This is a genomic window from Nitrosomonas supralitoralis (assembly GCF_003011925.2).
Taxonomy (GTDB): Bacteria; Pseudomonadota; Gammaproteobacteria; order Burkholderiales; family Nitrosomonadaceae; genus Nitrosomonas; species Nitrosomonas supralitoralis.
On record NZ_PXXU01000010.1, the window covers coordinates 1 to 12,602 of the forward strand.

Consider the following 12,602-nt stretch of genomic DNA (forward strand, 5'->3'; position numbering starts at 1 on the left):
AAAGCAAATGAATGGATTCAATGCAATGCACCACAAAGGTAAGTATGGCTTCCCAGCCATTTTTGTTTCAAAGGCATGGTTTTCTCGCCAGTCATTGTATATATTTTTCAGATCAGGCATCGGCCACATAGAAACTCCTAGCGAAATTTAGACAAACTAAAATTAAAACACAAAACTAACTATTAGATCTTGTTCTTAACCACTGTTCTCTAATTTTACGCGCCTGCGAAAAAGCCTGCTTCAGCGCCTCACCATCACGTTTTTTCAACAGCTCCCGTAGGCTATTCAACTCTTCCTGATACGCATCAATTTGCTCAAGTAAAGTTGCGCGATTTGCCAAACAGATATCGCGCCACATTTCAGGGGAGCTACTGGCGATGCGGGTAAAATCACGGAAGCCGCTGCCGGCGAAACGAAGCATATTCTCAGGTTGCTGAGTGCCATGATTGAGATGATTCATCAGTGTGAAGGCGAGGATGTGTGGTAAATGGCTAGTGGCGGCGAGAACTTGATCGTGTTCATCGGCAGACATCAGCGAGACTTGTGCGCCGCAGGCTTGCCATAAGTGACGAACTCGTTCGACAGAATCGGTGCTGGTTTCCGATAGCGGGGTAAGAATAACGTGCTTGTCAAGATACAAACTGGGTTGTGCGGCTTGTACACCGCTTTGTTCAGCGCCGGCGATCGGATGTCCGGGAACGAAATGATGCCGGCTTTGCATCGGAAGATGGTGACGTGCCATAGCAATCACATCCTGCTTAGTGCTGCCGGCGTCGGTAATGATGGTGTTTGCGCGTAAATGTGGGGCCATTTTCTCCATGATGTACCCGGTTTGGCCCACCGGCATTGCCAGGAACACCAAGTCTGCTTGGTGCAGGGCGCAAGCGATATCGCTTGCGATTTCATCAATCACGCCGATCTCAACAGCGCATTGCATGTTTTGCTGGCTGCGGCCAATGCCGACGATATGTCTGGCCAGTCCGGCGCTGCGTAAGGCCTGCGCAAATGATCCGCCGATTAGACCTACACCGATAATTACCAGTTTATTAAGCGCTACTGTATTTGTCATTTGTGGTACTTAATCAAGTTTTTTGATTACTTCTATTCGCTTAATGCTAGTTCAAGTGCTTCCAGGAATCGTTTGTTTTGCGCTTGTAATCCAACTGTAACCCGAAGATGATTGGGCATTTCATAAATACCGAGTGGACGGACGATGATGCCTTGTTGTAGCAGCTTCTGATAAACCTTCAAAGTGTTGGATGCATCTCCCTTGACTCGAAAACTGATGAAATTGCCATACGAAGGAATATATTCAATGTTCATTTTGCGCAAGCCATCCGTGAGTTGTAGCATGCCCGCACGGTTTAGCGCATATGAACGCTGTACAAATTCGCTGTCACGTAATGCGGCCAGAGCGCCTACCAAACCTATGCTGCCGACATTGAAAGGCTGACGCACGCGATTCATCAGGTTAGCAACGTCTGGATGCGTCAATCCGAATCCAACGCGCACACCCGCCAAGCCGTACACCTTGGAGAAAGTTCGTGTAATCAGCAGATTGGAAAACTGCCTCAACCAACTGATACTATCCGGTTTGTTGGCTTCGGGTAAGTATTCGTAATAGGCTTCATCTATAACAACTAATACATCACGGGAAACGTGCTCCATAAATCGGAATAGCTCGTTTTCGCTGGATAAGGTGCCAGTCGGGTTATTGGGACTGGCAATAAATACGATACGTGTTTCCGGTGTAATGGCATCAAGCATGGCTGACAAGTCATGGCCGAAATCGCGAGCAGGAACTGATATGCCGTTGGCGCCGATCATTTGCACTACCAGCGGATAAACGGCAAAGGCATGTTGTGAGTACACCGCAGCAGCACCCGGCTTCAGAAATACGCGTGCGGCCAGATCTAATACATCATTGGATCCATTGCCCAAAATAATCTGTTCCGGATCAATGTCATAACGGTTTGAAAGCGCGTTTTTCAATTCATAACCGCTGCCGTCTGGGTAGAGCGCTACCTCGTGCAGCACATTTATTATTGCATCTAATGCGAGCGGACTGGCGCCTAGCGGATTTTCGTTGGAAGCCAGTTTGATTACATGAGTTTCATCCAAGCCCAGTTCCCGCGCTAGTTCGGAAATGGGTTTGCCTGGCTGATAGGGCTGAATCGAGCGGATGTATTCCGGAGCAAAGTCACAAAGATTCATAGATTAAGTTTATGTTGAGTAAAAAAGAATATCGGCGTTTGAATGATTCAATCAAGAGATTATTCGGCAATGGTGAACCTTTATGTCGCCGGATATGATCCCAAGATTTTTAGGAAGGCTGCTTTGTCGCGTAATTCTGCCAACGCCGTGGCTACGTTTTCATTTTGCTGATGCCCTTCAATATCCACAAAAAAAACATATTGCCACAGCCCGGTGCGTGATGGGCGCGACTCCAAACGACTCATACTGACGCCATGCTGCGCCAACGGCTTAAGTAATGTGTAAATCGCTCCGGAACGGTTGTTGGTTGACATGATCAGAGACGTCTTGTCTTTTCCTGAAATATCCACTGTCTGTTTACCGATGATTAGAAAGCGTGTAGTGTTTTTTGGATCATCCTCAATATTTTCGGCACAGATGGAAAGTCCGAACAGCTCGGCTGCTCTCTGGCTTGCTATAGCCGCTGCATGTTTATCGATCGAGGCCTGTTGGGCTGCATCGGCATTGCTGGCGGTAGGGACAAAAGCAATATCAGAAATTTGCGGTAAATTTATTCTAAGCCACTGATGGCACTGCGCGAAAGATTGCGGATGAGTGTAGATCTTATTGATTTGCGTTAATTCGGTTTGTTGTGCCATCAGAAATTGATGAATAGCCAGTTGGATTTCGCCACAAATGATCAATGAAGTTTGCAGTAATAAATCCATGGTTCTGCCAACTGCACCTTCCGTGGAGTTTTCTACTGGTACTACCCCGTAATTGGCTGTGTCCGTTTCCACAGCACGAAATACTTCGTCGATAGAATCACACGCTATTGTTGTGATGGCGCTGCCAAAGCGTTTTAACGCTGCATCTTCAGAGAAAGTACCGCTAGGTCCGAGATAAGCGACGCTCATTGGTTTTTCCAGGGCGCGACATACAGACATGATTTCGATGAACAGTTGTTTGATATGTTTGTTGCCGATGGGGCCGGGGTTATGCTCCTGCATGCGTGTCAGTATTTGCGCTTCACGTTCAGGACGATAAATGATGCCGCTTTTTTTGATCTTGCCGATTTGCTGTGCCAGTCCGGCACGTTTGCTAATCAGCTGAAGCAGTTCGTTGTCAATGGCATCAATCTGGTTGCGTAATTGTTTGAGTTCTTCTGACATGAGTGATGAAAATTTTGGCTTAACGATAAGGTATGAAGGTTTATTTTGGGAGCGGCAGATATCGCGCCATGAGTACGCCGGCAATTGCGGCGATTTCATCCAATACTTGCTGTGATACCGGGCTGTCGACATCGACCAATGTGAAAGCCATTTCTCCTCGTGACTTGTTGATCATGTTATGGATATTCAACCCTGCCTTGGCCATGCTGGTGGAAATTTGTCCCACAATATTTGGCACGTTGGCATTGGCGACAGCTACACGATAAGGTGATTCGCGTTCCATCTGAATATCAGGAAAATTGACCGTATGTGTGATGTTGCCGTTTTGCAGATAATCAATGAGCTGGTCTACTACCATAACGGCGCAATTTTCTTCTGCTTCCTGCGTCGATGCGCCGAGATGCGGCAGCGTGATGACCGATTGCTGATGTTGCAATTTCTGGCTGGGAAAATCACTGACATAATATTTGAGTTTGTTTGTGGCAATTCCTGTCAGAATGGCTTCTTCATTGACAACTTCTCTACGTGAAAAATTTAACAGGGTTACGTTTTGTTTCATCAGCTTGATGAATTTGTCATCGATCAGTTGGCGAGTTGAATTCAACAAGGGAACATGCACACTGACAAACTCGCTGTGACGAAGGAGATCTTCCATGCTGTTTGCTTTCTTGACTTCTGCAGACAAATTCCAGGCCGAATCTATGGTAATTTGGGGGTCATAACCGATTACTTTCATGCCCAGCCTGAGTGCGGAATTGGCCACCAGCCGACCGATTTCACCCAGGCCAATAATACCAAGTGTACGCCCGGGCAATTCAATACCCGAGAAAAGTTTTTTCCCGTCTTCAGCCTGATTATCCAGCATCACATCATCGCCTTGCAGATTTTTAGCAAATTGTAACGCAGGTACCAGATTTCGTGCGGCTAAGAACAGGCAGGCTAAAGCCAGCTCTTTAACTGCATTGGCGTTTGCGCCAGGCGTATTGAACACGGGAATGCCACGGTTATTCATATCAGGTACGGGAATGTTGTTGGTGCCGGCACCGGCGCGACCAATTGCTTTAACGCTGATAGGAATATTCTGATTTAATAAGTTATGAGAACGCACCAGAATAGCATCCGGTTCAGTGATATCTTTGCCAACTTGAAAAATTTCTGTTGGAAAGCGACACAGGCCATGATGAGCAATCTGGTTGAGCGTGAGAATCTTGTAGGTTTTACGTTGATGTTCAGGCATGCTGACAGGCGAATTCCTTCATAAACGCTACCAATTTTGCCACACCTTCAATCGGCATAGCATTGTACATAGATGCACGCATGCCGCCCACTGAGCGATGGCCTTTCAACTGAATCAAACCATTGTTGCTGGCCTGCATGAGAAATTCTTCGTCGAGTGCGGGATTTCTCAATGTGAAGGGAATGTTCATGCGAGATCGATCTGCTTTTGCTACTGGGCAATGATAAAAATCGGTGTTATCCAGCAAGCCATACAACAAATTGGCTTTGGCGATATTGATTTTTTCCATTGTGACCAGTCCGCCTTTATTTTTCAGCCATGCAAATACCAACCCGGTAATATACATGGCGTAGGTAGGTGGGGTGTTATACATCGAGTCATTTTGCGCATGAATCTGATAATCATATAATGTTGGAGTGCCTGGCAGTGGTTTGCCTAATAAATCTTCGCGGACCACGACCAGTGTCAATCCGGCAGGCCCGAGGTTTTTTTGCGCACCGGCATAAATCAATCCAAAACGCGTGATATCCAATGGTCGTGACAAGATATCAGATGACATATCGACTACCAGAGGAATGGTGTTGTTCAAATCAATTTCAGGAATCCAATGAAACTCAACGCCGCCAATAGTTTCATTGCTGGTGTAATGGATATAGGCTGCATTAGAATCCAGCCGCCAATTATCTTGCGTGGGCACAGAGGTGAAGTTAGTATTCGTTGAGGAAGCTGCCACGTTAATAGTGCAATATCGGCTGGCTTCTTCAATGGCCTTGGTCGACCATTGACCGGTATTAATATAGTCCGCTTTTGTTTTGCCGCGCAGCAGGTTCATCGGCACCATGGAGAATTGACTGGAAGCACCGCCTTGTAGAAATAGCACTTTATAGTTTTTGGGGATACCAACCAGCTCGCGAAAATCACTTTCGGCTTTTTCGGCAATGGACATGAATTCCTTGCCGCGATGACTCATCTCCATCACTGACATCCCGCTGCCGTGCCAATCGAGCATCTCATCGCGCGCTTGCTGCAGCACTTCTTTGGGCAGAACAGCAGGACCTGCGCTAAAATTAAAGATTTGATCCATTACGTTATTCAGAGTCAAGTTTTGGTTAGTTATTCACTGTCGCCATCGTCATCTTCACTTTCTACCACTCGCTCCAAACCGGCCAGTTTTTCACCGGCATCCAGGTTAATTAGAGTAACGCCTTGTGTGGCACGACTCATTTCACGTACTTCATTAACACGGGTGCGGATCAATACGCCACCGGAGGTGATCAGCATGATTTCGTCATCCGGTTTCACCAGTTTTGCGGTGACAACCTTGCCGTTACGCTCGCTGGTAATGATTGCAATCATGCCTTGTGTGCCGCGGTTGTGACGCGTGTATTCGCTGATGGGGGTGCGCTTGCCGTAGCCGTTTTCAGTCGCTGTTAATACTGCGAGCTCCTCACTCTCTGCTACCAGCATAGAAATAACTCTCTGCCCTGAACCCAACTTCATGCCGCGCACACCACGGGCAGTACGCCCCATCGGACGCACGTCATTTTCACTGAAGCGCATGGCTTTACCGTTATCTGAAAACAGCATCACGTCATGTTTGCCTTCGGTCAATTCGACGCCAATGAGATAGTCACCTTCATCCAATCCGATCGCAATAATGCCATTGTTGCGCGGACGGGAGAATTCTGACAAGGGTGTTTTCTTGACTGTGCCAAAAGATGTTGCCATAAAGACAAAACGATTTTCATCAAAGAGTTTGACCGGTAGAATTGCATTGATTTTCTCGCTCTCTTCCAGTTGTACCCAGTTGATAATCGGTTTGCCACGCGATTGCCGACCACCTTGTGGCACCTCATAAACTTTGATCCAATACACACGTCCCAAGCTTGAAAAACACAGGATATAATCATGCGTGTTGGCAATGAATAATTTGTCAATGAAGTCATCTTCCTTGGTGCTGGTTGCCAACTTACCGCGTCCGCCACGTTTTTGCGCGCGATAATCATCCAGTAACTGGGATTTGATATAGCCACTATGCGATAGTGTAACCACGACATCTGCCGGTGTAATCAAATCTTCCATACTTAAATCTTGGGTGTCGACAACGATCTCACTGCGGCGTTTGTCGCCGAATTGTAGTTTGACCGTATCCAACTCTTCGGTAATGATATGTGTGATGCGTCCGGGATTTGCCAGAATGTCAAGATAGTCAATGATCTTCTCAATGACATCCTTATATTCAGCGACAATCTTTTCTTGTTCCAAACCGGTGAGGCGCTGCAAACGTAACTCTAGAATTGCTTGAGCCTGGGCGTCAGATAAACGGTAGTCATGTGCTTTTAATCCGAACGTGTTGTCCAACCCCTCTGGTCGTAGTGCGTTAGCGTCCGCCATTGCGCGCATCAGCATTTCTTCAACCAATAGTGAGTGCCAGATTCTTGCCATCAACGCTTCCTTGGCGTCAGCTGGAGTTGGAGCTGCTTTGATCAAGGCAATAATTTCATCGACATTGGACAGTGCGACAGCCAATCCTTCGAGTAAGTGACCGCGTTCCCGGGCTTTCTTTAGCTCGAACACCGTACGGCGCGTGACAACCTCGCGGCGATGACGCAGGAAAGCATCTAAAATTTGCTTTAAATTTAACAGACGTGGCTGGCCATCGAGCAAAGCCACCATGTTCATGCCAAACGTGTCTTGCATTTGTGTTTCTTTATACAAGTTGTTCAGAATGACTTCGGGCATTTCTCCGCGTTTCAGTTCTATGACAACACGCATGCCGGATTTGTCGGATTCGTCACGTAAATCGGAGATGCCTTCAATCTTTTTATCGCGGACCAGTTCTCCGATGCGGATTAATAGGTTAGCTTTATTAACTTGGTAGGGTAATTCGTCTATGATGATAGACTGGCGACTGCCTTTCTCCAGGTCTTCGAAGTGAGTGCGCGCACGCATGACAACACGACCACGGCCTGTACGGTAGCCATCTCGTACTCCAGTGATACCATAAATAATACCGGCGGTGGGAAAATCTGGTGCCGGTATTAAGTCAATAAGTTCATCGATGCTGATGTCTGGATTTTTGAGTAATGCGAGACAAGCTTCCACCACTTCATTTAGGTTATGTGGTGGGATATTGGTTGCCATGCCAACAGCGATACCAGATGAACCATTGATCAGTAAGTTGGGTATTTTTGTCGGCAGTATGAGCGGTTCTTTTTCGGAATCATCATAATTGGGACCGAAATCTACCGTTTCCCTGTCAAGATCAACCAGCAATTCATGTGCAATACGCGACATACGAATTTCGGTATAACGCATCGCAGCTGCGTTATCACCATCTACTGAGCCGAAATTTCCTTGCCCATCAATGAGCATATAGCGTAGCGAAAAATCCTGCGCCATGCGTACTATAGTGTCATAGACCGCAGTATCTCCATGTGGGTGATATTTACCGATGACATCACCGACGATACGAGCAGATTTTTTGTACGGTCTGTTCCAGTCGTTGGAGAGTTCATGCATGGCAAATAGCACGCGTCGATGTACCGGTTTCAAGCCATCACGAACATCAGGCAGGGCTCGACCTACAATCACACTCATCGCGTAATCAAGATAGGAACGCCGCATTTCCTCTTCAAGACTGATAGGCAGGGTTTCCTTGGCAAATTGATTCATATCTTATGATTTTTGTGAGAACAACGGGTTATGATGGTGAGGTGTATCTTCTTAAAATTTAACATAAGAAAATTTATAATCATCTATATTCTAACATGCTGCCATAATTTCTCAGTTCTTTGCGGTGTGAAAATTGTAAAAATAAGATGATCATTGGATAAAAAAGCTTGAAAAAGCAGACTAAATAAGTAAACATAATAGTTTTTTCAAATTTTTCTTACTTCGAATGTTGATAGAGATAGGGCGCGTAGTTGAATTTACCTTCTGAAATTAAAATAACTGTGGATCTAGTGCTGTGTCTAATTTAATGAATACTTATTCACGATTGTCCGTTACCTTTGTAAAAGGGGAGGGAGTTTGGCTATGGGATAACCATGGTGAGAGGTATTTAGATGCGTTGGCCGGTGTGGCTGTGTGTGGGTTGGGACATTGTCATCCAAGATTGACTAAAGCCATCTGTGAACAAGCCGGGACGTTAATCCATACATCTAACCTCTATAACATTGAAAAGCAGGAACGATTAGCTGATCGTCTGATTGAAATATCAGGAATGGATAATGCATTTTTCTGTAATTCCGGGGCAGAGGCGAACGAAGCAGCTATAAAATTAGCTCGTTTGTATGGACATAATCAAGGAATTTCATTGCCCACTATTGTAGTAATGGAACGCTCCTTTCATGGTCGTACTATGGCAACCCTGACGGCGAGCGGGAATCGCAAGGTGCAGGCGGGGTTTGAGCCATTGTTATCTGGATTTGTGCGTGTTCCCTATAACAGTATGGAGGCTATAACGCAAGTTGCTGCTAATAATAAAGATGTCGTGGCAGTTCTGGTGGAGCCCTTTCAGGGTGAGGGGGGGGTTAACATACCTGAAGCGCACTATCTACAGAAATTGCGCGATCTGTGTGATCAAAATGGATGGCTTTTGATGCTGGATGAGGTACAGTCTGGTATTGGACGAAGCGGGGAATGGTTCGCGTTTCAGCATAGCGACATTATGCCAGATGTGATAACACTGGCGAAAGGCCTGGGGGGAGGAGTTCCGATAGGTGCTTGTTTAGCTAGAAGTACGGCAGCGGAAGTTTTTAAACCGGGTAATCATGCTTCTACCTTTGGTGGTAATCCTTTAGCTTGTGCTGCAGCGATTGAAACTTTAAACGTGATTGCCGATGCAAATCTTCTTGATCATGTAACTGAGTTGGGGAGTTTTATGCGTGATAGGTTGAAGAGGCAGCTTGCTGATGTTGCTGGAGTCGTGCACATCAGAGGGCAAGGTTTGATTATCGGCATCGAGCTTTCTGTGTCATGCGGTGAATTGGTTCAAAAAGCTTTAGAGAAGAAATTATTAATTAATGTAACTTCCGATAAAGTAGTCCGTTTGTTGCCTGCACTTGTAATGCAGCAAAACGAAGCTGAGCAGGTGGTTGATATCACTTGTCTGTTAATAAAGGAGTTTTTGAATAACTAAACAGTTAGCATCAAGCAAAGTAATGACTGGTTAGTTGTTTGTCTGGTTATGCAATTTAAGCATTTTTTGAAATTTAATGATTTTTGTCGCGATGAATATGAGTATTTGTTTGAGCGTGCTCGCTGGATAAAGCAGGAGTTCAAGCAATACCGGCAATATTGGCCATTGAGTGATCGAACGTTGGCGATGATTTTTGACAAAAACTCGACGCGCACACGATTGTCATTTGAGGCAGGCATGCACCAGTTGGGCGGTGATGCAATTTATTTGTCAACGAAGGACACACAATTAGGTCGAGGAGAAACTGTAGAGGATGCTGCGCGCGTAATTTCGCGTATGGTTGATCTGATCATGATTAGAACCTATCAACATGACACTATCAAGCGTTTTGCAGAGAATTCCAGAGTTCCGGTAATCAATGGCTTAACCGATGAATACCATCCCTGCCAAATCATGAGTGATATTTTTACCTATTCCGAATACAGAGGTAGCATAGAAGGAAAAACCGTAGCGTGGATCGGTGATTCTAATAACATGTGCAATACCTGGTTGCAAGCGGCTGAAATTTTTAATTTCCAAGTGCGTGTTTCAACCCCTCCAGGGTACGACATTAATCCTGAGCGGATAGGATTAAACGATGCAACGCATTATGAAACATATGCGAATCCCCGCGAAGCTGTGATGAATGCGGATCTTGTTACTACAGATGTGTGGACGAGTATGGGATTTGAAGCCGAAGCTGAGCAAAGGAAAAATGATTTTGCTGCATTCTGTGTCAATACTGAAATGATGTCTTTAGCGAAATCAGATGCGCTATTTATGCATTGTTTGCCAGCACATCGTGGTGAAGAAGTGAGCGCCGAGGTTTTGGATGGGCCGCAATCGGTAGTATGGGATGAAGCGGAAAACCGATTGCATACGCAAAAAGCGCTCATGGAGTATTTGCTGCTGGGAAAAATAAAGAATGAAATGTAAGGTTGTCATTTAGAATTCTCAGTTGATGTATCTAATTATTTAATCGCTACGTAAAAAATGTAATAAATATAATGAAAAAAATTAATAAAGCAGTTTTGGCATTCTCTGGAGGGCTGGATACGTCAGTTATTTTGAAATGGTTGCAAGATAGCTATCAATGTGAAGTGGTGACATTTACTGCTGATATTGGACAGGGGGAAGAAGTTGAGCCGGCGCGTGCTAAAGCAAAACAACTTGGCGTCAAGGAAATTTATATTGAGGATTTACGGGAAGAGTTTGTGCGTGATTTCGTATTTCCCATGTTTCGGGCGAATACAGTTTATGAGGGAGAGTATTTGCTGGGTACGAGTATTGCGCGCCCATTAATTGCAAAAAGGCAAATTGAAATTGCCAAAGAAACTGGGGCGGATGCGGTTTCACATGGAGCTACCGGGAAGGGTAACGATCAAGTGCGTTTTGAGTTGGGATATTATGCATTGCAGCCAGATATACATGTGATCGCGCCTTGGCGCGAATGGAATTTAACTTCGAGAGAAAAGTTACTTCACTATGCTGAGCAGCATGGTATTCCAGTAGAAATGAAAAAAAAGAGTGGCTCACCTTATAGCATGGATGCGAATTTGCTACACATATCATATGAGGGAAGAGTCCTCGAGAACCCGGCGACTGAGCCAGAAGAGTCGATGTGGCGTTGGAGTGTGTCGCCTGAAAAAGCACCTGATGCGCCTGAGTATTTGGATATGGAATTTAAACGTGGGGATGCCGTGGCATTAAATGGCGTTAAATTGTCGCCAGCTGGTTTGCTGGAAACACTTAACGTGCTGGGAGGTAAGCACGGGATAGGCAGATTGGATTTGGTGGAGAATCGATACGTTGGCATGAAATCGCGGGGGTGCTATGAGACTCCAGGGGGGGTAATTCTATTGCGTGCGCATCGAGCAATAGAATCAATTACTTTGGATCGAGAGGTTGCTCACTTAAAAGATGATTTGATGCCGCGGTACGCTGCGCTGATTTACAATGGCTATTGGTGGAGCCCGGAACGAAAAATGATGCAACAAATGATAGATGCGAGCCAGGAAAAAGTGAATGGATGGGTAAGGCTGAAGTTGTATAAAGGAAATGTCATTGTGGTTGGCAGAGATTCTCCTGCTGATTCATTATTTGATTCAACTATAGCCACGTTTGAAGATGATGCTGGAGCATACGATCAGGGAGATGCAGCGGGATTCATTAAATTGAATGCACTAAGGTTACGTATTGCTGCAAAGCGTAAATATTGATTAGCTAAAATTAAAATGCCAACATTTGATATAGTCTCGGAAGTTGATAAGCAGGAAATCAAGAATGCAGTGGATCAAGTAAATAAAGAAGTTAGTACTCGCTTTGACTTCAAGGGTTCGGATGCGAGAGTGGAGCAAATTGATTATCAATTAACGATATTTGCAGATGATGAGTTTAAGTTGGAGCAGGTTTTAGACATTCTAAGAACTAAGTTGACAAAACGAAATGTAGATGTAAGATGCCTAGATAAGGGGCAGGCTGAAAAAATAAGCGGCAATAAAGTAAAGCAGCTTATAACTGTTAAAACAGGGGTAGAAACAGAGCTGGCTAAAAAAATAACAAAAAATATTAAAGATAGCAAACTCAAAGTGCAGGCTAGCATCCAAGGAGATGTAGTACGTGTAACGGGTTCAAAGAAAGATGTGCTGCAGGACGTAATACAGTTAATAAAAAGATCAATTGATAATTTTCCATTACAATTCCAAAACTTTAGAGATTGATAGAATTCTCTAACTTCATTGTTTGGTATAAGATTAAGAAAAATAAGGGAAGGAATAGCAAGATACTGGAAAATTCATATCTCTGCTAACGCGGTTTG

General features: G+C 45.0%; 10 protein-coding genes. 4 read left to right on the top strand and 6 right to left on the bottom strand.

Annotated elements, in window-relative coordinates; genetic code table 11:
- Positions 1 to 175: 175 nt before the first annotated feature.
- The 6 genes from C7H79_RS04735 to gyrA all read right to left on the bottom strand — a co-directional run bounded on the left by C7H79_RS04735 (position 176) and on the right by gyrA (position 8,277).
- Positions 176 to 1,069, bottom strand: coding sequence for a prephenate dehydrogenase (locus C7H79_RS04735; protein WP_106706149.1), 894 nt, complete (start codon positions 1,067 to 1,069; stop codon positions 176 to 178).
- 32 nt (positions 1,070 to 1,101) lie between these two features.
- Positions 1,102 to 2,214 carry a histidinol-phosphate transaminase gene (hisC, locus tag C7H79_RS04740; RefSeq protein WP_106706150.1) on the bottom strand — a complete coding sequence of 371 codons (1,113 nt, stop codon included), beginning with the start codon at positions 2,212 to 2,214 and terminating at the stop codon, positions 1,102 to 1,104.
- Positions 2,215 to 2,294: 80 nt separating this feature from the next.
- Positions 2,295 to 3,365, bottom strand: a complete 1,071-nt coding sequence (gene pheA, locus C7H79_RS04745) for a prephenate dehydratase (protein ID WP_106706151.1) — start codon at positions 3,363 to 3,365, stop codon at positions 2,295 to 2,297.
- Positions 3,366 to 3,405: 40 nt separating this feature from the next.
- Positions 3,406 to 4,602, bottom strand: coding sequence for a 3-phosphoglycerate dehydrogenase family protein (locus C7H79_RS04750; protein ID WP_106706152.1), 1,197 nt, complete (start codon positions 4,600 to 4,602; stop codon positions 3,406 to 3,408).
- Positions 4,595 to 5,686 (bottom strand): 3-phosphoserine/phosphohydroxythreonine transaminase, encoded by a 1,092-nt coding sequence (gene serC, locus C7H79_RS04755; RefSeq protein ID WP_106706153.1) that lies wholly within the window; start codon positions 5,684 to 5,686, stop codon positions 4,595 to 4,597. Before serC ends, C7H79_RS04750 begins: the two co-directional genes overlap by 8 nt.
- A 29-nt stretch (positions 5,687 to 5,715) precedes the next feature.
- Entirely contained in the window at positions 5,716 to 8,277 is a 2,562-nt protein-coding gene (gyrA, locus tag C7H79_RS04760; protein ID WP_106706154.1) for a DNA gyrase subunit A, read from the bottom strand.
- 295 nt (positions 8,278 to 8,572) lie between these two features.
- On the opposite strand from gyrA, the gene C7H79_RS04765 reads away from it, so the two are divergent.
- The 4 genes from C7H79_RS04765 to C7H79_RS04780 all read left to right on the top strand — a co-directional run bounded on the left by C7H79_RS04765 (position 8,573) and on the right by C7H79_RS04780 (position 12,504).
- The gene (locus C7H79_RS04765; RefSeq protein WP_242447153.1) at positions 8,573 to 9,745 is read left to right on the top strand and encodes an aspartate aminotransferase family protein; all 1,173 of its coding nucleotides are present in this window, start codon (positions 8,573 to 8,575) and stop codon (positions 9,743 to 9,745) included.
- Positions 9,746 to 9,793: 48 nt separating this feature from the next.
- Positions 9,794 to 10,720, top strand: coding sequence for an ornithine carbamoyltransferase (argF, locus tag C7H79_RS04770; RefSeq protein ID WP_106706156.1), 927 nt, complete (start codon positions 9,794 to 9,796; stop codon positions 10,718 to 10,720).
- A 71-nt stretch (positions 10,721 to 10,791) separates the two neighbouring features.
- Positions 10,792 to 12,003, top strand: a complete 1,212-nt coding sequence (locus C7H79_RS04775; RefSeq protein WP_106706157.1) for an argininosuccinate synthase — start codon at positions 10,792 to 10,794, stop codon at positions 12,001 to 12,003.
- A 15-nt stretch (positions 12,004 to 12,018) separates the two neighbouring features.
- On the top strand, positions 12,019 to 12,504 hold the full coding sequence (locus tag C7H79_RS04780) for a YajQ family cyclic di-GMP-binding protein (protein ID WP_106706158.1): 486 nt from the start codon (positions 12,019 to 12,021) through the stop codon (positions 12,502 to 12,504).
- Positions 12,505 to 12,602 lie beyond the last annotated feature (98 nt).

Excerpts from the sequence above, each read along its gene's own strand:
- C7H79_RS04735 (WP_106706149.1), bottom strand. The coding sequence starts at position 1,069 with ATGACAAATACAGTAGCGCTTAATAAACTGGTAATTATCGGTGTAGGT.
- hisC (WP_106706150.1), bottom strand. The coding sequence starts at position 2,214 with ATGAATCTTTGTGACTTTGCTCCGGAATACATCCGCTCGATTCAGCCC.
- pheA (WP_106706151.1), bottom strand. The coding sequence starts at position 3,365 with ATGTCAGAAGAACTCAAACAATTACGCAACCAGATTGATGCCATTGAC.
- C7H79_RS04750 (WP_106706152.1), bottom strand. The coding sequence starts at position 4,602 with ATGCCTGAACATCAACGTAAAACCTACAAGATTCTCACGCTCAACCAG.
- serC (WP_106706153.1), bottom strand. The coding sequence starts at position 5,686 with ATGGATCAAATCTTTAATTTTAGCGCAGGTCCTGCTGTTCTGCCCAAA.
- gyrA (WP_106706154.1), bottom strand. The coding sequence starts at position 8,277 with ATGAATCAATTTGCCAAGGAAACCCTGCCTATCAGTCTTGAAGAGGAA.
- argF (WP_106706156.1), top strand. The coding sequence starts at position 9,794 with ATGCAATTTAAGCATTTTTTGAAATTTAATGATTTTTGTCGCGATGAA.
- C7H79_RS04775 (WP_106706157.1), top strand. The coding sequence starts at position 10,792 with ATGAAAAAAATTAATAAAGCAGTTTTGGCATTCTCTGGAGGGCTGGAT.
- C7H79_RS04780 (WP_106706158.1), top strand. The coding sequence starts at position 12,019 with ATGCCAACATTTGATATAGTCTCGGAAGTTGATAAGCAGGAAATCAAG.